At 67.2% G+C, this 21,731-nt stretch carries 24 protein-coding genes; 5 read left to right on the top strand and 19 right to left on the bottom strand.

The genetic code is table 11. The features are described 5' to 3' along the window. Window positions 1-9: 9 nt before the first annotated feature. The 3 genes from H6G99_RS14365 to H6G99_RS14355 are packed head-to-tail and all read right to left on the bottom strand — an operon-like array spanning window position 10 to window position 2,377. Window positions 10-1,113 (bottom strand): YeeE/YedE thiosulfate transporter family protein, encoded by a 1,104-nt coding sequence (locus H6G99_RS14365; protein ID WP_190612186.1) that lies wholly within the window; start codon window positions 1,111-1,113, stop codon window positions 10-12. Window positions 1,114-1,139: 26 nt separating this feature from the next. Beyond that, window positions 1,140-1,277: a hypothetical protein gene (locus tag H6G99_RS14360; RefSeq protein WP_190612184.1), complete on the bottom strand. Its 138-nt coding sequence runs from the start codon at window positions 1,275-1,277 to the stop codon at window positions 1,140-1,142. A 35-nt stretch (window positions 1,278-1,312) separates the two neighbouring features. Further along, entirely contained in the window at window positions 1,313-2,377 is a 1,065-nt protein-coding gene (locus tag H6G99_RS14355; RefSeq protein ID WP_190612183.1) for a sulfurtransferase, read from the bottom strand. Between the two features lie 125 nt (window positions 2,378-2,502). On the opposite strand from H6G99_RS14355, the gene H6G99_RS14350 reads away from it, so the two are divergent. Both H6G99_RS14350 and H6G99_RS14345 read left to right on the top strand, forming a co-directional pair. After that, window positions 2,503-2,931, top strand: a complete 429-nt coding sequence (locus tag H6G99_RS14350) for a hypothetical protein (protein WP_094586776.1) — start codon at window positions 2,503-2,505, stop codon at window positions 2,929-2,931. Between the two features lie 75 nt (window positions 2,932-3,006). Then, window positions 3,007-3,375, top strand: a complete 369-nt coding sequence (locus H6G99_RS14345) for a cytochrome c oxidase assembly factor Coa1 family protein (RefSeq protein WP_190612182.1) — start codon at window positions 3,007-3,009, stop codon at window positions 3,373-3,375. Between the two features lie 30 nt (window positions 3,376-3,405). Here the strand turns inward: H6G99_RS14345 and mtnA are convergent, their stop codons facing one another. Continuing rightward, window positions 3,406-4,518: an S-methyl-5-thioribose-1-phosphate isomerase gene (gene mtnA / locus H6G99_RS14340; RefSeq protein WP_190612181.1), complete on the bottom strand. Its 1,113-nt coding sequence runs from the start codon at window positions 4,516-4,518 to the stop codon at window positions 3,406-3,408. A gap of 13 nt (window positions 4,519-4,531) precedes the next feature. Next, a complete protein-coding gene (locus H6G99_RS14335) occupies window positions 4,532-6,172 on the bottom strand; it encodes an amidase family protein (protein ID WP_190612180.1) in 1,641 nt (546 codons plus the stop codon). Window positions 6,173-6,259: 87 nt separating this feature from the next. On the opposite strand from H6G99_RS14335, the gene H6G99_RS14330 reads away from it, so the two are divergent. Further along, window positions 6,260-7,942, top strand: a complete 1,683-nt coding sequence (locus H6G99_RS14330; protein ID WP_199297226.1) for a cation:proton antiporter — start codon at window positions 6,260-6,262, stop codon at window positions 7,940-7,942. Here H6G99_RS14330 and H6G99_RS14325 read toward each other — a convergent pair. Together H6G99_RS14325 and H6G99_RS14320 are read right to left on the bottom strand one after the other, a co-directional pair. Beyond that, a complete protein-coding gene (locus tag H6G99_RS14325; RefSeq protein WP_106222779.1) occupies window positions 7,899-8,615 on the bottom strand; it encodes a potassium channel family protein in 717 nt (238 codons plus the stop codon). The two genes, H6G99_RS14330 and H6G99_RS14325, sit on opposite strands and share 44 nt — an antisense overlap. A 37-nt stretch (window positions 8,616-8,652) precedes the next feature. After that, the gene (locus tag H6G99_RS14320; RefSeq protein ID WP_190612179.1) at window positions 8,653-11,424 is read right to left on the bottom strand and encodes a cyclic nucleotide-binding domain-containing protein; all 2,772 of its coding nucleotides are present in this window, start codon (window positions 11,422-11,424) and stop codon (window positions 8,653-8,655) included. Between the two features lie 147 nt (window positions 11,425-11,571). Between H6G99_RS14320 and H6G99_RS14315 the strand changes: the two genes are divergently transcribed. Then, a complete protein-coding gene (locus H6G99_RS14315) occupies window positions 11,572-12,279 on the top strand; it encodes a class I SAM-dependent methyltransferase (RefSeq protein WP_190612178.1) in 708 nt (235 codons plus the stop codon). A gap of 6 nt (window positions 12,280-12,285) precedes the next feature. Here H6G99_RS14315 and H6G99_RS14310 read toward each other — a convergent pair whose 3' ends face one another. The 11 genes from H6G99_RS14310 to H6G99_RS14260 form a co-directional block, all read right to left on the bottom strand. Beyond that, a complete protein-coding gene (locus tag H6G99_RS14310) occupies window positions 12,286-12,570 on the bottom strand; it encodes a hypothetical protein (protein ID WP_190612177.1) in 285 nt (94 codons plus the stop codon). 12 nt (window positions 12,571-12,582) lie between these two features. Then, complete coding sequence (mazF, locus tag H6G99_RS14305; protein ID WP_190612176.1) at window positions 12,583-12,942, bottom strand: endoribonuclease MazF; 360 nt, start codon at window positions 12,940-12,942, stop codon at window positions 12,583-12,585. Beyond that, the gene (locus H6G99_RS14300; RefSeq protein ID WP_190612175.1) at window positions 12,942-13,184 is read right to left on the bottom strand and encodes an AbrB/MazE/SpoVT family DNA-binding domain-containing protein; all 243 of its coding nucleotides are present in this window, start codon (window positions 13,182-13,184) and stop codon (window positions 12,942-12,944) included. The genes mazF and H6G99_RS14300 overlap by 1 nt, the downstream gene beginning before the upstream one ends. A gap of 60 nt (window positions 13,185-13,244) precedes the next feature. Further along, complete coding sequence (locus H6G99_RS14295; protein WP_190612174.1) at window positions 13,245-13,970, bottom strand: oxygen-binding di-iron domain-containing protein; 726 nt, start codon at window positions 13,968-13,970, stop codon at window positions 13,245-13,247. 95 nt (window positions 13,971-14,065) lie between these two features. Further along, a complete protein-coding gene (locus H6G99_RS14290) occupies window positions 14,066-14,506 on the bottom strand; it encodes a P-loop NTPase family protein (RefSeq protein WP_190612173.1) in 441 nt (146 codons plus the stop codon). 252 nt (window positions 14,507-14,758) lie between these two features. After that, window positions 14,759-15,073 (bottom strand): hypothetical protein, encoded by a 315-nt coding sequence (locus tag H6G99_RS14285; RefSeq protein ID WP_094586796.1) that lies wholly within the window; start codon window positions 15,071-15,073, stop codon window positions 14,759-14,761. A gap of 75 nt (window positions 15,074-15,148) precedes the next feature. Continuing rightward, window positions 15,149-16,006 (bottom strand): ABC transporter six-transmembrane domain-containing protein, encoded by an 858-nt coding sequence (locus H6G99_RS14280; protein WP_094586798.1) that lies wholly within the window; start codon window positions 16,004-16,006, stop codon window positions 15,149-15,151. Between the two features lie 40 nt (window positions 16,007-16,046). Next, entirely contained in the window at window positions 16,047-16,334 is a 288-nt protein-coding gene (locus H6G99_RS14275; RefSeq protein WP_094586800.1) for a hypothetical protein, read from the bottom strand. Window positions 16,335-16,368: 34 nt separating this feature from the next. Then, the gene (locus tag H6G99_RS14270; protein WP_094586802.1) at window positions 16,369-17,961 is read right to left on the bottom strand and encodes an alpha/beta hydrolase; all 1,593 of its coding nucleotides are present in this window, start codon (window positions 17,959-17,961) and stop codon (window positions 16,369-16,371) included. 24 nt (window positions 17,962-17,985) lie between these two features. After that, window positions 17,986-18,864, bottom strand: a complete 879-nt coding sequence (locus H6G99_RS14265; protein ID WP_286191180.1) for a DNA alkylation repair protein — start codon at window positions 18,862-18,864, stop codon at window positions 17,986-17,988. Next, window positions 18,845-19,894 carry an alpha/beta fold hydrolase gene (locus tag H6G99_RS14260; protein ID WP_199297225.1) on the bottom strand — a complete coding sequence of 350 codons (1,050 nt, stop codon included), beginning with the start codon at window positions 19,892-19,894 and terminating at the stop codon, window positions 18,845-18,847. The genes H6G99_RS14265 and H6G99_RS14260 overlap by 20 nt, the downstream gene beginning before the upstream one ends. A 125-nt stretch (window positions 19,895-20,019) precedes the next feature. On the opposite strand from H6G99_RS14260, the gene H6G99_RS14255 reads away from it, so the two are divergent. Next, window positions 20,020-20,802, top strand: coding sequence for a GGDEF domain-containing protein (locus H6G99_RS14255; RefSeq protein ID WP_190612172.1), 783 nt, complete (start codon window positions 20,020-20,022; stop codon window positions 20,800-20,802). Between the two features lie 56 nt (window positions 20,803-20,858). On the opposite strand, the gene H6G99_RS16650 is transcribed toward H6G99_RS14255, so the two are convergent. Continuing rightward, window positions 20,859-21,593, bottom strand: coding sequence for a DUF1214 domain-containing protein (locus tag H6G99_RS16650; protein WP_190612171.1), 735 nt, complete (start codon window positions 21,591-21,593; stop codon window positions 20,859-20,861). Window positions 21,594-21,731: the final 138 nt, after the last annotated feature.

Genomic DNA, 21,731 nt, shown 5'->3' with positions numbered 1-21,731 from the left:
GGCGGCGACTCAGTCTGACGGGGCTGCGGGGCCCGGCGCCGGGCGCAACCGCAGCGAGGCGGCGAAGCCCGCCAGGGCCACCGCCAGCCAGATCCAGCCGTGCAGGCTGAAGCTCATCACCCCGCCCAGGAAGGCATTGACGTTGCACCCCGAGGCCAGCACCCCGCCGTAGCCCATCAGCAGGCCGCCGAAGCCACGCCGGGCCAGGTCCGGCAGGGGCTCGGACCGCTCACCGCGCCAGCGGAAACGTCCCTCGGCCAGGGCGGTGGCGACGGCGCCGTAGAGCAGGCCCAGATCGACGAGCACGGCCTCGTTGAACAGCCAGGCCTCCGGCCCCGCCAGCAGGGCCTGGCCCCGGGGACTTGACCAGAACAGGCTGGTGCCTGGATCCCAGCCCAGGGCCTGGGCGGCGTAGGCGCCACTGAGGGCCAGGCCCCAGAGCACCTTCCAGGGCTCGGCCGTCACCAGCAGCAGGCCCGTGGCCAGCAGGGCCACGGCGATGGCGCCGCCGTAGAGCCGGCGGCTGGGGGAGCGCCACGGCACCTGTCCGCTCCAGCGCGTCAGCAGCACGGCGATCAGGGCCATGAAGGCGAGCTGCAGGGTCAGGGCGCCCAGCAGGCCGAAGAGCTCAAGGCCGACCGGGGACGGCAGGCGCGGCAGGGGCAGGGCCGCCAGCTGCGGGGCGTGCAGGGTGCCAAGGAAGGCGCCGACGACCAGGCCGATCAGGGCGGCCAGCACGCCGCCGCCACCGCGGGAGGTGGCCGCCAGGGTGCCGCAGCCGCAGGCCCGGGCCCGCTCCATACCGATGCCGAACAGGAAGGCCCCGGCCAGGAAGGGCAGGGAGAGGGGGGTGGCCAGCAGCTTCGGCTGCAGGCCGGTGAGGGGCTCGGCGGTGAGCACCAGGGCCATGGCGATCACCAGCAGCGCCGCCAGCAGCAGCTGGGCGAAGACCGGGTGGGGATCCCGCCGCTGGATCAGCCGGCGATAGCCGGAGGCGAAACCGAAGCCGGAGCGGACCAGGGCGTGGCCGAGGCCGCAGCCCAGCCCCCAGACCAGGGCCGAGGTGGGTTGCCGAACCGCCAGGGCCGCGGCCACCGCCACGGCGAGGGCCACGGCGAGTGCGGCAGGTGGGAAACGCCTCAACGCTTCTTCGCTTTGGTTTGGGATGGGGACTCGCTGCCGGTGTCACAGGCGAGGGCTGCGGCCGGTGGGAGCAGCAGCACCAGCAGCACGCCGGCCAGGGAAAAGAGCCGGGTGGCCTGGCGAAGGAAGGGCATGGCCATGGAGAAACGGGGTGGAGCTGGACGTGGGATCAGCGACTGCTCACCAGGGCCGGACTGCCTTCCGGCCCAACGGCGATCGGCAAATTGGAGGCACTGTATTCGGTCCAGGAGCCTTCATAGATCCGCACGTTGGGGTACTTGAGGACGTGCCTGAGAGTGAGGAACTGCAGGCTGGCCTCACGGCCGGTGCTGCAGGAAATGATGATCTCCTTGTCGGGGGTGATGCCGCGGCTGACGAGAAGGGCCCGGAGCTCTTCGGCAGACTTCAGCTTGTGGGCGTTCTTCTTGGTTTCATCGGCGTTGTTCGCTTCGGTGAACGCCTGCCAGGGGATGTTCCTGGCCCCGGGGATGTGGCCGTTGCGGATGAAGGTCTGGTCGGTGCCCTCGAACTGGGCCTTGGGACGCGGGTCGATGATCACCACGTTGCTGCGGCCAATCAGGGGCTGCAGCTCCTTGAGGGTGATGGCCAGGCCCTTGACCGTGGTGGGCCGGAAGCTGCCGGCCTGGAAGGTGGGGAACGCCTTGGTGGTGCTCTGGCCGGCCGCCTTGTAGCCGCTGAGGCCGCCATCGACGATCGCGACCTGACGCACGCCGCTCTTCTCGAGGATGTAGGAGACGAGGGCGGTGCCGAGCACGTCGTTGCCGTCGGAATAGACGAGCACCGAATCCCGGTTGGAGATGCCCGCCTCGCTCAGGAGGCTGGCGAGCTTGGTGGGACCCCAGATCTGGAACGGCAGGCGGCCGTTGGGGCCACGGAAGGCCTGCTCGGAGAGGTGGACGGCGCCGGGCACGTGGCCACCGATGTAGGAGAGCGGCGGCACCGGGCGAACATCCAGCACCTTCCAGCGGCCCGAGCGGGCGGCGTCGGCCGCCTGCTCGGGGGAGAACACCTGGAAGTTCGTGCCCCCCGCGGCCAGAGTGGTGACACCAGCGCTGGCCTGGGCGGGAGCGGCGGCCTGGGCCTGGGTGGCGGGGGAGCTGCCGATGCCCAGCGTGGTGGCGGTGGTGAAGGCGGCGGCGGCACCGAGCGCGGCGGACACCAGCAGACGCCGGGAGAGGCGGAGCCTGGGGTGGCGGGCCCTGGAAAACGTCATTGAACACAAAGGTGATCGATGAACCGATCTTAGAAGAACGGTGGGCGCATCTGGTTGTGGGCGTAGCAACAGTGGGGCGCTCCTGGTGTTCCGGGCTACCTTTTCTTCCATCCCGCGACCGAACCATGCCCTGGCGTCCCCGCCTGCTGGCCCTCTCCACCTCCCTGCTGGTGGGAGCCGGCGCCCTGGTCGGCGGGGCCGCCCTGGCCACCCCGGCCGGATCGCTGCTCAAGGGCCTGGCGCTGCCGCTGCCCAAGCCGGCGGCCAGCCTGTTCGCCGCCAACGCCATCGGCCAGACCAGCCTCAACACCCAGCTGCCCGGCAAGCCGGACGAGCTGCTCGCCAAGGTGAAGGCGTCCCTGGCCAAGCAGGGCTACAGCGAGCGCAAGATCAACACGGTGGTGGGCCCCTGGGGCTTCAACCTGGTGCTCGATCCCCCGGCAGGCACCAAGGTGGACGGCACCGCCGACGGCAAGGCCGCCGCCCTGGTGCTGCAGGCCACCGCCATCGGCCCCAACCAGCTGAACCTCAACGTTCGCTTCGAAGGGCTCTGAGGGGTCACGGACCCGAGTCACCCCACGGACAGCACCCCGGCCCCCAGCTGGTGGGCCCGCCACTGGAAATGGCTGGTGCCGGCGGGCTGCCTCACGGGCCTGGCCGGCGTGGCGGGCTTCATCGCCCTGATCGTCAGCCTCGTGTTCGGGCTGCTCAAGTCGACCACGCCCTACAAGGAGGCTCTGGCCAAGGCCCAGCAGGATCCGGTGGTGATCGGCCGGCTGGGCACACCGATCCAGGGGGGCTTCCTCGTCTCCGGCAACGTCAGCCTCTCCGGTGGCACGGGGGAAGCCCAGCTGGCCATTCCCCTGCAGGGGTCCAGGGGCAGCGGCACCCTCTACGTGGAGGCCCGCCAGAAGTCCGGCACCTGGACCTACTCCACCCTGACGGTCCGGCCGGATGGGCCCGGCGAACCCATCAGCCTGCTGCGGCCCTCGCTCTGAATCGGGCCCCGGGCGGCGACGGGCAGCGGCTCAGCCCGCGGCCACCGGGTCGGCGTAGAGGGCCTGGAGGCCCGCCTCGCTGGCCGGTGCCACGCCCCGCTCGGTGATCAGGGCCGTCACCAGCCGGGCGGGGGTGACATCAAAGGCGGGGTTGAAGCCGTCGCTGCCGTCGGGCACCAGCTGCACGCTGGTGGGCTCCCCGGCCGCGGGCTTGCCGGCGATGCGGGTCACCTCCAGGGGGGAGCGGGCCTCGATCGGGATCTCCTTCACCCCGTCGCCGATCGACCAATCAATGGTGGAGGCGGGCAGGGCCACGTAGAAGGGCACGCCGTTGTCGTGGGCGGCCAGGGCCTTGAGGTAGGTGCCGATCTTGTTGCAGACATCGCCCGTGCGGGTGGTGCGGTCGGTGCCGACGATCACCGCATCCACCTGGCCGTGCTGCATCAGGTGGCCGCCGGCGTTGTCGACGATCACGGTGTGGGGCACCCCCTCTCGCCCCAGCTCGAAGGCCGTCAGGCTGGCCCCCTGGTTGCGGGGGCGGGTCTCATCGACCCAGACGTGGATCGGCAGGCCGGAGCGGTGCGCCTTGTAGATCGGCGCCAGGGCCGTGCCCCAGTCGACCGTGGCCAGCCAGCCGGCATTGCAGTGGGTGAGCACGTTCAGGGGCTGGCCGCGGCGCTCCTCGGGGCGCCGGGCGGCGATCTCCTGAAAGAGGCGCAGGCCGTGGTCGCCGATCGCCTCGCACATGGCCACGTCCTCCTCGGCGATGGCGGCCGCCTCGGCCCTGGCCGCCTCGGCGCGCTGCTCCGGTGCCAGGGGCAGCACGGCGGCCCGCACCCGCTCCAGGGCCCAGCGCAGGTTGATGGCGGTGGGGCGGGTGGCATCGAGGCGCTCGAAGGCCGCGGCCAGGGAGGCGTCGGAGGGGTCGGCCTCCAGGGCCAGCATCAGCCCGTAGGCCCCGGTGACGCCGATCAGGGGAGCCCCCCGCACCACCATGGTGACGATCGCTTCGGCCGCCTCCTCGACGCTGGTGAGCGAACGGGTGACGAAGCGGTGCGGCAGCAGGGTCTGGTCGATGACGCCGACCGAGCGGCCGCCCTCCTCCAGCCAGATGGTGCGCCAGGGCCTGCCGTCGATGTTCATCGGAAAGGGGGAGTCATGGGGACGCAGGGGCCGTGGGCGCCGGTTTTGATTTTCCGCCATCACCGGGCCGGCCCAGAAGGTCGTCGGTGAGGCGGCGGAAGCGGGCGGGCTCGAGATCCCCGAGGGCCTCGCCGCGGCGGCTGCGCCAGGCGTTCCAGCCCAGCAGCGGCACCAGCCGGTTGTGGCCGGCCAGATCCAGGGGGGACGCCAGGGGGACCACGGGTCGGGGGGCCGGCAGCGGCCCGCGGCGGGCCTCCAGCAGGGCGGCGATGGCGACGAGGTCCTCGTCCCGGCCGCTGGCGCCGAGGATCTCCAGGCCCACGGGCAGGCCGCGGCCATCGACCGCCACCGGCAGGGCCACCGCCGGCAGGCCGCTGGTGCTGCTCACCATGCAGGTGATGGCGGGCGAGGGCTGCCGCTGGGCGCCACCGCGCCGATCCGGCAGCAGCAGCAGGCCATCGAGGCGCTGGGCAAACAGGGCTTGCTCCAGCCGGTGGCGGTTGGCGGCCATCCGCCGGCGCGCCCGCGCCTCCGCCGCCGGATCGCTGGCCATCAGGTCGCGGCATTCGGCCGGGGTCCATTCCGGCGGCAGGCGGCCGGAGCCGCAGATGTCGTCCCAGCTGCGCCGGCTGCCGGGGTAGCGGGCCAGCTGGGCATCGATGCGGCGCCCCGACCCTTTCACGAAATCCGAACCCAGTCGGGTGTCGAGCCCCGGCACCACCAGCGCCTCGACCACCTCCGCTCCGGCCGCCCGCAGCAGCTCCACCGCCTGCCGCAGGGCCGCCGCCGCCGCCTCGGTGGTGGGCGCCAGGTCCTGGTCGCCGGCCCTGGCCAGCACCGCCAGCCGCCGGCCGCGCAGATCCGGCGGGGCCACCGCCTGCTCGGAGCGCCAGGTGGGATCGAGCACCGCCAGGCCCCTGGCCAGCAGGCCCGTGTCGCGGGCGATCAGCCCCGGGGTGCCGTTGACGAAGCCGAGCGGCAGCAGGCCGGCGCTGGAGAAGCGCCCCTGGGTGGGCCGTAGGGTCACGGCGCCGTTGTAGACGGCCGGCAGGCGCAGGGAGCCGCAGTTGTCGCTGCCGAGGGCCAGGGGCACGAAGCCGGCCGCCACGGCCACGGCGGATCCGGAGGAGGAGCCCCCCGGGCTGAGCCAGGGGTCGTAGGCGTTGCCGACCCGGCCCGCCGCCCCCGACAGCCCGCGGATGCCGAAGGCGAACTCGTCCATGGTGGTGGTGCCGACCACGATCGCCCCGGCAGCCCGCAGCCGCGCCACCGCCTCGGCATCGGCCGCGGGCTGGTTGCCCAGCAGGGCCAGCGACCCGGCCGCCATCGGCTGGTCGGCGCTGGCGAAGTTGTCCTTCACCGCCAGCGGCAGGCAGTCGAGGGCACCGGCGGGGGCGCCCGCCGCCCGGGCGCGGTCGAGGGCGGCGGCCTGCTCGAGGGCGTAGGGGTTGAGCTGCTGGAAGGCGTTGAGGGGCGGCCCGGAGCCGGTGGCCAGGTTGCGGCCCAGGATCTCCCGCTGCACGGCGGCGATCCGGGCCACGCAAGGCGGCTCGGCCTCCCGCCCCACCGCCGGAGCCTCCGCCCATGCAGGGGAGAGCACCGCCGTCAGGGCGATGGCACACCCGATACCGCCCACATCGATCCCCTTGGGCAAGAGCCTGCCGCCCCCAGCGCCTGCCCAGCATCGCAACGGCCCGTCCGCCCCGGCCAGGGCGGCCCAGGGTGGCCACCTGAGCCAATAATGGGGCTCCGCGATCGAACTGAGCGGACCGAAGACCCCAACCCCGCGGTGGCCGACTTGAACGAGATGGGGCTGGCCATGGCGACGGTGGCGGGCGGCGGCGCCAGCGCCGGACCGACGGCCGGATCGACGGCCGGTGGCATCCCCGAACTGGTGAGCCTTTCGATCGTGCTGCTGCTGCTGGCGACGGCGGTGGCCCTGATCGCCCAGCGGCTGCGGCTGCCCTACGTGACCGGCCTGGTGCTGGCGGGCCTGCCGTTCACCGAGGTGTTCTCGCGACGGATCGGGCTCGATCCCTCGCTGGTGCTCAATCTCTTCCTGCCGATCCTGATCTTCGAGGCGGCGATCAACACCGACATCAGCCGGCTGCGCAGCACCTTCAAGCCGATCGCGCTGCTGGCGGGGCCGGGCTCCCTGGTCGCCTCGGGGGTGATCGCGCTGCTGGTGCATCTGGTGCTGGGGCTCCCCTGGATCCCTGCCCTGCTGGTGGGGGTGATCCTGGCCAACACCGACACGGTGTCGATGATCGCGGTCTTCAAGGAGATCCGGGTGCCCGCGCGGCTGACGACGATCGTGGAGGGCGAGACCCTGTTCAACGATGCGGCCGCCCTGGTCAGCTTCAACCTGCTGCTGCTGATCCATGCCTCGGGCTCGATCACGGTGGCGCAGGGGCTGCGGGAGATGGTGGTGGTGGCGGTGGGTGGGGTGCTGGTGGGTGGCGTCCTGGGCTACCTGTGCCTGCCGGTGTTCCTGCGCCTCCACGATCCCCTCAGCTCGCTGCTGCTCACGGTGCCCCTGGCCCTGGGGACGTTTCAGTTCGGCCAGTTTCTGGGGGTCTCCGGTGCGGTGGCGGTGGTGATCGCCGGGCTCGTCTTCGGCAACCAGGGCCTGCCACGCAGCGACACGGCCACCGACCGGCTCACCGTGCTGAATTTCTGGGAGTACGCCGGATTCATCGTCAACACCTTCCTGTTCCTGCTGATCGGCCTCGAGATCAACCCCCTGACCCTGTGGACGTCGCTGCCGGCGATCGCCCTGGTGGTGCTGGCCTACCAGCTGGCGCGGGTGCTCACGGTGTACGGGCTGCTGGCGCTGCTGCGCCGCTTCGATCGACCGATCCCCCTGCGCTGGCAGCACGTGCTGGTGCTGGGCAACATCAAAGGCTCGCTCTCGATGGCGATGGCGGTGGCGATTCCCCTGTCGCTGGCCGGCCGGAGCGGCATCATCGAGCTGGTGTTCGGCGCGGTGCTGTTCTCCCTGGTGATCCAGGCGCTGGCACTGCCCTGGCTGATCGGACGCCTGAACATCGCCCAGGTGTCACCGGTCGGCGCTGAAATCGGCAGGCTGCAGATCCAGCTGATCGCCTCCAAGGCGGCCCAGGAGGAACTCGACCGGCTGCTGAAGTCCGGGGTGCTGCCGAAGACCGCCTACGAGGAACTGTGGGCCTCCTACCAGGCGCGGGTGGCGGCGTCCGAACGGGTGCTGCGGGAGGCCTACAGCGAGGGGCGCTCCGGCCCTGATCAGCCCGGGGCCCGACCGCTGGAGGCGATCCGGAGACGCCTGCTCCTGGCCGAGAAGGGGGCCCTGATGGAGGCGCTCCGTAAACGCATCGTGCCGGACGATCTCGTGCAGCCCTTCGTCAGAGATTTGGATGAGAAACTTCTAGCGCTGGACGACGACTAGCGCTGAGGCCGAGATAGTCGATCAGCGGGTGCACGAACTCCGGCCTGGTGACCACCAGGATCGTGGATCCGGCCTGGAGCACGGTGTTGCCGTTGGGGATCTCGACGCTGGCCTCAGGATTGAGCTGGTAGCCGATGATCAGGGAGCCGCTCGGGAAACGGGGATCCTGGGCGATCGCGGCGACGCTGCGGCCGGCCACGGAACAATCGGCGGGGACCGGCAGCTTGAGCACCTTCACCTGGCCCTGCTCGAAGTGCATCATCGATTCGACATCGGGATATTCGATCGCATTCGCCATCGTCGCCACCGCCAGATCGATGGTGCTGATGATGTGGCTGGCTCCCGCCAGGCGGTAGGCCTGGAGGAACTCGCGATCGCGCATGCGCGCCACGATGTGGGAACTGCCGTAGCTGCGCGACAGGGTGATCAGGGCCAGGTTGAGGGCATCGTCCCGCAGGGCGGCCACCACCGCATCCGCCTTGCGGATGCCGGCTTCGATCAGCACGGTGGAGCTGACGGCGCTGCCCTCGAAGGCCATCACGCCGATCTTCTCGCGGGCGAAGCTGCAGGCCAGCGGATCGATGTCGATGATCGCGATGGTGTGGCCGAGCTGAAGGAGCTGGCGGGCCAGGCCCAGCCCCATCATTCCCGCCCCGCCGATCAGCACGTACATGGGCGTGATGGTACCAACGGCGCCGGGGACTCCGGACTCAGGAGACTCCCGCCCGCATCAGCCGCTGCAGCTGGCCGCTCTCCAGCTCCAGCACCCGGCGGGCGAAGTCCGGATCGCTCTCCAGCACTGCATCGAAGGAATCCACCGGCACGGCCAGCAGGCGGGTGCCGTCGGCCTCGGCCACGATCGTGCTCTCGGAGGCGCTGTGGGTGAGCACCTGGAGCTCGTCGAGCACCCGCCCGGGCTGGAGATCCTCCACCCAGGTGCGCTGCCCGTCCCGGTGCAGGACCCGGGCCCGGCCCTCGATCAGCAGCAGCAGTTCGCGGCAGGTGTCGCCCGTCTCGGTGATCAGCTCACCCTTGGCAAAGGTGCGCACATCGGCCTGGGAGGCCAGGGCATCGAGGGTGTCGGAGTCTGAGCGGCGGAAGAAATCGCTGGTGGCCAGGAACACGCGCTTCTCCAGCTCCGGGAAACCGCGCAGGTCCGGGGGACCGTCGAGGGCCTCGACCGCCCGGGCTGTCTGGCGCAGCAGGGCCGGTGCCCCCGGCACGCCCAGTCCGGCCGCCATGGAGCGGGCCCGGCCGCCATCGAGGCAGGCCGTCAGGAACAGGCCGGCGGAGGCGAGGGTGGGACTGGAATCGGCGACCAGGGTGGCCAGGAAGCTGAGGGTCTCTTCGACGGGCACCTCCAGGGAACAGGAGGGGGCCTCCCCACCGGGGTGGGCCAGGGTGCCTGCGACGCCCGCCGGCAGGCGGGACTCCCAACCCTCCCGGTGCAGCAGTTCCGGCAGCTCCAGGGGGGCGATGGCCTGGAGGCGCTGCACCAGGGCCGGCACCGCCGGATCCTCCTGGAGGGTGGCCAGGCCGTCGAGGATCGCCCGCAGGGTCAGCTCCTTGCGCAGCTGCAGCCGGTCGTCGAGCAAAGCGAGCACGGCGGACTGGTGGCGCAGGGCGCTCTGGTGCAGGGCCCGGTAGCCGTCGGTGAGGGCCGGCAGCCGCTCCAGCAGCCGCTCCACCTTGTGGATCGCCGCCGCGGCGGGGGAGAGGTCGTCGAGCACCTGCTCCTCCTCGCGGGAGGAGATGCCGTACTCGCGCCGCAGGGCCTGCAGGGAAGCGCCATCGGGGCCGCCCGCCACCGGGCCGCTGCCGAGGCGCTGCACCAGCATCAGCCGCTCCAGCGACTTGCGGTAGCCGCTGAGGCGGATCTGGTCCTCCAGGCTGCGGCGGCTGTCGGGATCCAGCAGGCCGGGATCCTCCACGCCGAGTTCATCGAGCACCTGACGGTGCTCGCCGTCGCTGATGCCGAGGGAGAGGCGCATCTGCTTGAGCACCTCCAGGCTGCTGGCGGCGTTGACGAAGCCTTCCTCGAGGGCTTCCCGCACCACGCCCTTGTAGGCCTCGAGCCGCTTCTGGCCGGTGAAGCCCGGCAGCACCTTGGCCAGCACGTACACCTCCTCGGTGCCCAGGTCGGCCAGGGAGCGGCCGTCGAGGAAACGGCCCACGTCCAGGTCCATGCGGGTGAGCTGCTTGCGGAAGCGCTCGGCCAGGTTCTCGCGGCCGTAGAGGTCGGGGGAGCGGTTCCAGGCCCGGTAGAGCCACAGGGTGCTGACGGCCACCAGGGTCACGTCGAACAGGTACTGGACCCAGTCGGGAGCCAGCAGCAGCAGCGGCCGGCCGGCGAACAGGAAGAAGAAGTTGAACACCAGGAAGGTGGCCACCACGAACACCCGGTGGCGGATCCGCTCGCGGTCGGGCTCGGCGCCGCGGCGCCGCACCCGGCTCCGCAGGGCCGATTCGATCGCCCGGCCGGCGAGGGTGCCGAGCCAGGTGCACAGCCCCAGGAACAGGGGCACCGCCACCAGCTTGGGCACGTCGATCGGCTGGCCGAACAGGTAGAAGCCCGGCCGCAGCAGCTGGGCCAGCTGGTCCTCCTGGCGCAGCCAGACGCCGGAGAAGTAGTAGTCCCAGTTGCCGGCGTAGACGTAGTAGTAGACGAAGTAACCGAACACCAGGCCCAGGTAGCCGTAGCGCTCGAAGGCGAAGGCGGGGGAGGGGAGCTTGGCCCAGTAGAGGCGCTCGGCGTCGATGTCGATGCAGGGCTGCTGGCAGGCCACGCAGGCGCTCTGCTCACTGCCGTCGGGCTGGACGGTGCGGCACATCGACTGGGTGATCGGCGTGCTGGCCATGTGGGCGCGGCTACCCAGCAGGCCGGTGGGGGTGGAGAAGACGCTCTGCACCGGTGCCATCGGGCAGAAGTACTGGCACCAGCTCTTGCCGCCGTAGAGCCAGCCCACCGCGATGGCACAGACGATGGTGAACGTGAGCCAGGCGAACAGCACCAGGCGGTCGGCATTGAAGAAGAGGATGCGGCCGCAGAGGCCCACGAACAGCCAGCCGAACTGCAGCCGGGAGTAGTGCTTGCCGAGCCAGGAATCGCCCGGCACCTTGGCCAGCTGCAGGCGCTTCTCCCCCGTCTTGGGGTTCACCTTGGCGATCTGGCGCTGCAGCCCCAGGGCACGGGGGATCTGGGAGAGGAAGGAGAGCGGGCAGATCCGCCGCCACACCTCATGGCCAAAGACCAGCAGGATGAAGATCCCCGAGGGCACCACCAGGCCCCAGAACAGGGTGGTGCCCAGGGGATAGGGGGTTTCCGGCAGGCAGGTGCCCTGCACCGTCACGCAGGCCTCCGGCAGCCGCAGGGGGCTCCAGGGGTGGTCGGGCTCGGTGAAGCGGGGCGTGAACGGGTCGTAGAGCAGGGAGAGGATGATCAGCAGCCAGCCGGTGGTGAGCGCCCAGCGCACCAGATGCATCCGCCGTTCCGTCACTGAATAACTCGCGCCGTGGCGCCAAGGTGGCGCTGACCATAGCGATGGCCTCCGAAAGCTGACTGGCTGGCGGTGCCGTGGGCCGGGGGCTGCCATCCTCACGGTGGAGGCTGAGGCCCGCGACACCACCGGATGGACTTCTTCGATCGCCAGTGGGCCACCTACCGGGCGGTGGTGGACCACGACCTGATGCAGCACCGGGCCCTGACGGAGGCCCTGGGCCAGGCGCTGGAGGCCTGGCTGGCGGCACGGCCGGCCGGCTCAGCGGCGCCCCGGATGGTGGATCTCGGCTGCGGCGACCTGGCCGTGATGGCGCCGCTGCTGCGAGGCCTGCCACTGGGCTCCTACCTGGGCGTCGACCTCTCGGCTCCGGTGCTGCCCCGGGCAGCGGCCGCCCTGGGCCCGGTGCCCTACCCCTGCCAGTGGCGGGAGCAGGATCTGCTGGCCTGGGCCGAAGCCGAACCGGGGCCCGAACCGGTCGACCTGCTCCATTCCGCCTTCGCCATTCACCATCTGGGCGACGATGACAAGGCCCGCTTCCTGCGGCTCTGCCGCCGCCATCTGGCCTCGAACGGCCTGTTCCTCTGGGCCGACGTGTTCCGCCCGCCCGGGGAAGACCGCCCGGCCTATGTGGCGCGCTATGTGGACCGGATCCGCAGCGACTGGGGCGTGCTGGCGCCCGAGCAGCAGCAGCCGGTGATCGACCACCTCAGCCAGTTCGATTTCCCGGCGGATCGGGAGGCCATCCGCGGGGTCGCCGAGGCCTGTGGCTGGCGGTGGCAATGGCTCTGGCAGGGCGACCACCAGGCCGAAGCCCTGGCGGTGCTGACGGCGGCGTAGCGAGCATCATTCACGCCCGACGAGGCTGCGCACGATCAGCAGCAACGCAACGAACAGGCTGGCCCATGCAGCCGCTGAGCCGAAGACAATGACAAGACAATCCCCAACGCGTCCGAAACCGCTCCCGAAAAGCAGAGATCCGTTCAGGACGACAAACAGCCCGACGCCGGGGATGAGGATGGGTGAGGCGGCACGACCCGGCGGCAGTGCGTAGGCGACCGCAGCGATCAGGCCGAAGGCTGCGAAGCTCTGTGCCCACAGCGTTGAGAGGGTTTTGAGTCGCAGGGGCATGGGCTGTACTGGCTAAGGCTTGCCATGAGTGCCTGGGTCAAGAAGCGGTAGGAGCCTTGCAATAACCATGGCCAAGACATCAAACGAAGCCTGCTCAATCAGCCTGGCCTTTCTCGCACGCCAGTCAAGGCTTTTGAGCTGATCGGCAAGAACGACGCCAACCACAGCGCTGTTCTCCTGCAAGAGCACCTCAAAAGGATATCCTTTGACTCTGGATGTAACTGGACAAAACAAAGCCAAGCCAACCTTGGCGTTGTAGGACTTTGGCGAGATCACAAGGGCCGGACGCCTTCCAGCCTGCTCACTACCCGACTGTGGTGTGAACTCCAGCCACACCAGGTCGCCACGATCAGGGATATACGCCGGGGACATCAAAAGATCTCCAGACCAACAGCCTCTCCTGTATCGACGGAGGAATGGAGATTCTCGGCCGTCACTGCCTCCAGGAGATCATCCAGATTGAGGCGCGTGGGAAGGGCAGGCTTCACAACCAACTCTCCATCCTTGGCGCTCAGGCTAACCTCAGCGCCGGCACCAAGACCAATCTGCTCAGCCAGACCGCGCGGGATCCGCACGCCAAGGCTGTTTCCCCATTTTTGGACTCGCGTCTGCATGGGAGCGTCGCGGCTATACGTGGACTATACCCGTTGTGGATGCAGCCGCACCACTCCCCTTCAGCCCCCCTCAAACCCCTCCTGAATCACCCCCGCCAGATCGCTCAGCATCTGCTCGCTGTTGCCGGTGAACGAGGAGCCGTGCATGACGGCCAGCGTCTGCGGCTGCAACGCAGCCAGCCCCGCAAGCAGGCCGGCCGAACGGCTGGTGTAGGGCATGTAATCGGCCAGGGGGCCACTCTGCATCTGCTGCATCGCCTGGCGCGCCGGTCCGATCAGATCGGAGGTGGTGACGGCGGCGACATCGCCGAACTGGTGGAAGAGATCGGAGCAGAACAGGGTGCGGCGGCTTTCCTCGAACAGCAGGCCGGCGTCCCAGCCATGGGGGAGATGGGGCGTGCGGTGGAAGCGGAAGCGGTACTGGCCGGTGCTGAGCACATCGCCCTCCGCCATGCCACGGGCGGGGCGGAGGGCGAAATCATCCACGCTCACCAACTTGCCGACGAGGGTGCAGACCGGCTGGGCCTGGGGCGCCAGCTCCAGCCAGTGGTTGAGGCCACCGATCTCATCGGCTTCGAAATGGCTCCAGGCGATGTGGCGCAGCTGGGTGGGATCGATCAGCGTGGCCACGGCGTCGCGCAGGGCCGGAAACATGCCCTTGAGCCCGGCGTGAAACAGCAGCGGCTCCTCGTCGCGCACCAGGAAGTGGTTGAACTGCAGATCGAATTCCGGCACATGGACCGAGAGCCGGAACAGGTCGGGGGCGATCTCAGAGACGACAACCATGGTTCAGCTGATGGGCCCAACGCCATGATGCCGTGCTGACGGAACCTCATCGAGACGTTGGATCCCGAGCACCGGAGCGATGCCAACGTGGCCAACTAGGCCGCCCTCGCGGGTCCTTCGCTCAATCCCATGCGTCCCAGCACAACGGCAGCCTCCGATCGCGATCGGCACCGGACCAGGTTGGCAGGTGCCCACGTCGCCAGGAAGCGTTCAATCCGCGGCCGCTCTTCTTGGCGCAGCAGGGCCAGGAGAGCCTTCAACCTCCAGGAATCACAGCAACCGGCAGGCAGCTCAGGTCGGGGTGTGACGCGATGCCTCCAACCTCGCTTCAGGCCACTCCACAGAGCCAACCAACCCGAATAGTCGAGATAGATCACAAGATCTGCAGCTTCCAAGATCTTCTGGGAGTACGCATCAATCCAACCTTCGACGATCCAGGCATCCGTTCTGAGGATGGCCTGCAGCTCCGCATCGATCGCCTCCAGGCTGCGTTCGGCCCAATTCTCAGCCCAGATCAGACAATCCATGTGATGCAACGGGATCGCCGATAGCCGTGAGATACAACGTGCCAGGGTTGTTTTCCCAGTGCCACTGATACCAATGAGAGCAATCTTCCGGTGCCTCACCGCTCCGCGTCAGCTTAATGATCCCCATTTCAGACCAAGACGCCGCTGTCAAACGCCATTGAAGTAAATCGTTAAGAGCCAATTAAGGGCCGGCGGCCGATTCGGCTTGCCTGCCCTGGGGAGAGTGGCGCCAGCCCGGTGGGATGGGTCCACAGCACCCAATCAGGGCCCATTCGACTGCATCGTCTCCAGAGACGCCTGACACTTCGCCGCTGACTGGTAGATGAAAACTTCACCCCGGGGCAAGGCGTCGCACTTGTGGTACTGGGAGGGAAGCCCGAAGGCGTAGCCGGCCGGCGAAAACTCACAGCGGGTGAATCTCGCCGCCTCCTGCGACGTGATGCGATGGCATGTGGTGGACGTCGGCTTGAGGGCGTCGAAGCCGTAGCCGCCCTGCACGGGAAACTCGCCGGCCGAAGCGGCGCCGGGCACCGAAAGCAACAGGGCCGCCAGCAGAGGTCGCAGGGTGGTGGCCATCGCGCCAGAGCCGGTGGAGCAAGAGCTTGACGCTAAGCGAGGTGACCCGTCCGCTCCATGAGCTGCACCGTCCGCTCAATCGGCTGCCTCTGCGTTGCCCAGCCGCGCCCGGATGTCGCGGAGCCGGGCAACGTTGTTCACCAGCGCCGGAGCGCTGTCGAGGCCCTCGAGGTAGTCGAACACGTAGGCGAGCACGGCATAGATGGCGCCGGCACTGAAAGACGCCGATCGGGTGAAGTCGATCAGCAGCACCACCAGGGCCACGATCGTGGCGAGCTCCGTCACGGTCCAGGTCCACGATTCGCTGTCGGAGAGCTGCACATGCCAGCGCCGCACCCGGCCGAAGTGGCGCCGCAGGCGCAACGGCCGCGCCGCCTCGATGTCCTCGATCTCGCGCTCGATCTGGTCGTTGAGGCCGCGGTGCAGGCGCAGGGCGCGCCGCCAGTACCAGCCGTTGACGAGCCCCATCGGCAGCAGCACCGCCATGGCGATCAGTCCGGCCTGGAGGTCGTAGGTGAACAGCATCACCAGCGAGCCCACCACCGTCACGACCTGGGAGAACATCGCCGGCACGTCGGCCTCGAAGAAGCCGACCATGTCGCGCATCATCTCCACCCGCGCCGACACGATGCTGGTGCCATGGCCGAGGCGCTTCTGCTCGGCCACGGTGCGCACGGCGAGGCGGGCATAGAGGCCCATGAAGACCCGGGTATCGAAGCGCTGCCGCACGAAGGCCGTGACCAGGTGCACGAGCCACACGGCGATCAGCGCCGACAGGCCCCGGTAGCTGCCCTTCAGCAGCCCATCGACCGCCCAGCCGGTGATCGCCGGATAGGAGAGCGTGCAGAGGTTCTCCAGCAGGGTCAGGGAGTAGGTGCCGGCGATCGACAGCCGTTCACCGGGGGAGAGGGTGGAAAGGAGCGTCTGCGGCATCACCGGGCCCTGATGTCCCCAGCCTGCCTGCTTCGGAGGCTCAGAGCCGCGACCAGCGCAGCAGGCTGAGGCCCCCCAGGGCGATCGGCAGCAGTCCCGTCACCACGACGAACCAGGTGCCGTCGTCTGGCGCACCCAGCAGAGCCTCCTTGCCCTGGAGCAGCACCAGAGCGCCACCCAGAACAGCCAACAGGCCAGCCACCACGATCCAACGCTGACGCCTGCGGCCGGGGCCTGTTCTGGCAAAGGCCAGCAGCCCCACGCCCAGTGGCAGCACGGTCAACGCGTAGTGCACCAGCAGCGGGACGAGAAAGGAGAGGAACGTCATCGCCTGGAGGGCAGGGGTTGGCAGTTACCAGCGATCACTCAACGACGAATACCGGCTTGACCTGGGCCAGGCAACGGCTGTCGGGTGATTGCTTCGGGTTGGCCAGAAAGTCTGAAGCGATCTGTGTCACGCAGGCGGCGGCGGCCATCCCCGGCGGCGCAAACAGCGCCCCATGGCCGACACCGGGGAAGGTGAACACGTAGGCGGTGGTGAAGTTGCTGGCCACGGCTTCGCCGTAGGGGGCTGGTGTGACCGGGTCGTCGCTGCCGTTCAGCACCAGGGTGGGGATCTGCGGATTGGCATAGACAAAGGGAGGTTTCTGCTCCACCTGGAGCACGTCGCAGGCGTTGTTCACCGCTTCGGCTTCACGCAGACCCAGGGGGAGCAACTGCGGGTAGGGCGGCGGCAGCACCTGGGAGGGCTGGAGGCGAACCGATCGACCCCGGGCACAGACGACCGTGTGATACATCTCCCTGGCCCCCCTCGGTTCGAGATCCGACAGGGATTCGGCGATCCAGCCGAAGTTGCCCTGGCTGGCGGCATCAATGAAGCGGGGCAGGGAACTGCCGCGGGCCGATTCACCGGAATAGGGCCGGGCGAGATAGGGCACGACGCCCGTGATGAACGCGTTGCCGTCGAGCTGGGTAGTGAAGGTCTGCTTGCTGGAGGGAATGGTGAGGGTCAGGGGCACGGGCTTCTGGTTGAGCCGATCGACGATCCCCAGAAACGTCGTCTCCAGATTCGGGTAGGCCGCGTTGCACTGTTGGTCCTGCGCGCAGGCGCGGAACACGTTCCTCAGGGCATAGCTGAAAGTATGACTTGAGGCCAGATTGAAATCCAGATCCGGCCGCACGACGCCATCGAGGATCACGCTGCGGAGTTTGGACTTGTGCCTGTCGGCCTGGGCGATGACGTATTGCCCCAGCAACGTGCCGTAGGACACCCCGTAGTAGTTGAAGACCGGATAGCCCAACGTCTCGACGACGGTGTAGATATCGGCCGCATTCTCGCGGGTGTTGAAGGCGCTGGGATTGATCCCCTGGGCCTTCAGGCGAGCGTTACAGGCCCTGATCCAGCTTGGGTCGGTGTAGCTCTGCTTCCCCTGCGCCACAGCGATGGTGTGGGTATTGAGTTCAGGGCAGAACAGGAAAGGCTTGGCGAACCTGGTGCCCCGCTCTTCCACGAAGATCAGATCACGGCCCTGCAGCAAGGCCGGCAGTTCGGGGTACTTCGGGAGAGCCCCATTGGCAATGTCGCCGATGGTGGAATCCCCAGGTCCGCCTTGCTCCACGAACAGGGGATCGGCCGCCGGGCTTTTTCCCGTGCTGCGGGTGCGGACCACGCCGAGCTGGATGGTGCGTCCCTGGGGTTTGGCATGCTGCTCGGGGACGGTGACGTAACCGCAATCCGACTGGGCGGCGATGGCGGCGGGCACGTCGAAGGTCTTGCAGTCGACGGATGTCCATGCCGGGCCGAACTTGGCCGCAGCTTGCGCTGCATGGCCAGGAGCGGAGCCGCCTGCAGCGACGACAGCTATGGCGAGGAAAGCGAATCGGAAGGTCTGAGTTGATGCCAACCACCCATCAAGGGCTTGTTTGGAACGCAAATCAGAACAGTCGTTCTTCATTCGACGTCAAGAACTGATTGGATGCTAGCAAGCTTTTTCACGGATCTTCCTTGCCCGTGCATCTCCCTGCTTGGAGGGATAGCGAACCGCATGGCGGATCAACCACTGAAGGTCTGCGGAGGCGCCGTCCTGCAACCAACGCTCACAGGTGGCATAGACGAGATCCGGATGGTCTTTGGCGATGTCCCCCAGGTGGTTGGCAACGCTGCGGCGGACGTACAGCGATGGATCGTCTTTCAGGGATTCAAGGATGGGCAGTGTTGGCCTTGGGTCGGCAATAAACGAGGCAATACGTTTGCCCCATGGGAGCCTTGGGCGCGTCCCCTCGCTGCAGAGGCGCCGCACATGCGGGTTAGGGTCGGCAATCCACTGGCCCACCTGCTCCAGCGTGCGCTCTTGCTGCTGGATCAGGAACGTGCGGATGGCAAACTCCGCCGTGAATCGCATGGTCAACGCATGCAAAGCCAGCATTGACGCCACAAAAGGGTCGTTGCCGCTGTTGTGTTGTTCATGCTGCCCATATTCAGAAACGAAGAAACTGTGGGGAAGATAGAAAAAGCCTGCCACGCCCAAGTCTTCTGTGTCTGACTTCTCCGGCGTCAAGGACGCCATGAGAACCCTGATCGCCTCCTCATAGTTCCCAGGCAGGAATTCGTGGAGCGCCTTGGCGATGTGCAAACCGCGCTGCATGATGGCCAACGGTTCAAGGCCGGCCAATGCGGATTCACAGAATCGGCTGGCCGGGAAGTCTGCATCGACGTACTGAATATTCTGCGCCAGACACTCAATGGCCTCCTGACCCAGCAGGAGCTTCAGAGGCGTGCCCTTCTGAATGGATCGCGGTGCTGAAGGGATGGTGGGTCCTTGAGGCGCCATGGAGGTCCTATCCATGCCCATGGCCATCGAGATCGCTGGCCACCTGAGCCAGGATCTCGTTGGCATGGCTGAGGGCAATGAAATGGCCTCCGCCGCTGATGGAATGCCAGATGGCTCCGGGGGTTTGGTCCGCCACCGTCCTGTTGATGGGTTCAGGCACCAGTTTGTCATCCGTTCCCTGCCAGAAATGCACCGGACGCGTCACTGTGGTCAAGTCGAAGGGCCAGGCCTCGTAGAGCATTGTGGCGTCAGCGACCAGTCCCTCGGCACCCTGACGAAAACACTCACGCGATGCCTCCAGAAAAGATTGGCAGACTCCCTCATCGGACAGCACCTTCTGATCAGAGGCACCAATCGACTTCTTCAGCGCCTGTAGATAGCTGGCCTCAAAGCGCGTCGCACTCAACCCCAGAAGTTCATACATGAGCCTGAAGCCAGGGTGGAAGTGCAACGCCAGGCGCCCCCCAAGCGCATCAACGCTGCTTTGGTATTTCGCGGCCCAGTTAGCTCCAAACGTTCCGTAGCTGGCACCGGCGATGCAGCTGACATGGGCCAGACGGGCAGGATCCAGGTAGGCGGCGGCGGCAAGTGCCCACGGGCCCCCTTCCGACCAGCCGGTCACCGCGAAATGCTGGGCACCGAACGATTCGGCCAGGGCCAGGAGGTCATTGGCCCATGACGCGAAGCTGCGGCCAGGCTGAGGGTCAGACCCACCGATGCCAGGCCGATCCACACAGACCAACCTCAGCCCATGGGCCCTTGCAGCCGTAGCGAAGAGATTCGCCTCCAAACGGCTGGAGGGCCCTCCGTGGTTATGGATGACCAACGGTCCAGAGTTGTCGCCGGTTTCCAGATAGGCAAGGGTTCGGCTGCCAACCCGGAGGCTTCCTTCACGTGCCAACTGTACGTCCTCTTTGGAGGTTATCCAGGCCGGCAGCATAACCTGAGCCATTGCCGTTGCGGAAGGGCCTGACAACGCAGGGGCCTTGCGAGGTCGTTTGATGTCACGCTTGCGAAAGAGACAAACCGGCTGAATGGAGCCGCAAACGATCACCACCGACTCTAATCAAAACATCACAGCATTCTCCGCCCCGATGATTTATGCTGTAGCGATCGTACTCAGAACTACATGACGCCGGTCTTTTTCGCCGCCTCCTTTCATTGGCCAACTGATTCTTGGTCATGACAACGGCCGCCCCTGGCACTCAAACAGCTAAGACCTGGCGAAACGCAGTCTTCGGCATGGGGCGTTATCGCTCCGTACTCGCGATCACGTTGTTCTCTGTTCTGATGTCAGTCATGATTACTGGAGTAATCATGACCGTGTTTTGGTGGGAGGGAAGAGATGTCCTTCTAAAGTCATTACTGATAGGCGCCATTGTTCCCGGAATCGTTGCGCCTTTAGCAAGCAGTTTCGCTGTCAGGCTCTTACTTGAGCTGGAGGATCTACAAACCCAGCTCTTAGAGATGGTCAACCGTGACCCCCTAACGAAGGTGTACAGTCGCCGCTATCTTCTGGACTGCCTCGAGATCGAGCCAGAAAGAACTCTGCACACTGATGAGCCAATGTCGCTGCTAATTCTTGATGTTGATAATTTCAAGTCAGTCAACGATTGCCATGGGCACATCAATGGAGATATCGTCCTGAAGAAGATTGCTCAAGTTTGTGAATCCACCCTCCGCCCCCACGATGTCATTGCACGTTTCGGTGGCGAAGAGTTTGTCGTCCTTCTTCCGAACACACCCTTGCCAGAGGCGTGCACTGTCGCTGAACGGATTCGAGAGAATGTGGCCAATGCCACCATTGAACTGACCTCTGGAGAATCTATTCGCAGCACGGTGAGCATTGGCATCAGCCCATTTAGCCCGCCAGACCCGAAGTGCATCAACCTGCTGTCAAGAGCAGACAAGGGATTATACAAAGCGAAAGAAAACGGTCGCAATCAGTGGGCGATCGCGGACTAGCGCCTCCACTCAGCAGCGCGTATTCGTCAAGCGATTCAGTTGTGCATAAGCGTGGTTCACTTGACTTCTGTCAAGCGTGGCAGCCTCCATGTTCCCTTCAGGACTGGATCCTTAGGGCCATACAAGCGCGCCACGAAGAAAAAGGGTCCAGCTGGCGCAGGCAACCAATTCGAGACCTTGTCCGCTCCTGGATTCTCGCTCTGGATATAGATCTCCAGGGATCCATCGGTTCCCAGCTTCAGTCCGGATGTGCGATCACCGATCGAATAGCGTTGAATGGGGTTCTCCACAAGCAGGCGTTCCGGCAGCTTGTACATCGTCACCGACCAGAACTCCGTCACCGGTGGCAGCTGGCCCGGTTCGAATCGCAGCACCCATCGCTTGCGCCCATCAAGCACTTGACCGTTGGGCCCGGTCTGCTGGGTGGCATAGAAGGCCTCTTCACTGCTGTTGCCATAGATCCCCAGCATCGCTCCCATCGAGCGGAACGTGAGGTAATCAGACCCCAGTTGCTGTCGGCTGCCGAAGAATCCCTGGGAGCTGGTCTGTTGTTGGGCCTTGGCCTTGAGCTCCTGGCTGGCCTCGGCCACCCCTTCCTCCAGGGCGGTGCGGAGCTTCGGGTCCAGCTTGGCCGGATCAAAGGGCAGGCCGGGGCCGATGCCGATGCGGGCGAACCGGGCACGCATCGGCAGCTCCGATGGCACGGCGGGCATGAACGGCAACAGGGCGTTGAGGTAGGTGATGAAGCCGATCCCTTCCGCTTTGCTGGCATCCCAGGCGGGCCAGGCCACCACTGGGGCGGGCGGAGGCGCTGGTTGGCCCGTGAAGCGCGACAGGGGCGTGAGGACGTATTGGCCCTGGATCGCCTTCAGGGCGGGGATGTCATCGGGCCCGTTCAACTGGGTGCGGGTGAGGGTGCCGACGAAGTC

This window comes from Synechococcus sp. FACHB-909 (assembly GCF_014698945.1).
Taxonomy (GTDB): Bacteria; Cyanobacteriota; Cyanobacteriia; order PCC-6307; family Cyanobiaceae; genus Cyanobium.
This window is presented reverse-complemented; position numbering and strand designations above follow the sequence as displayed.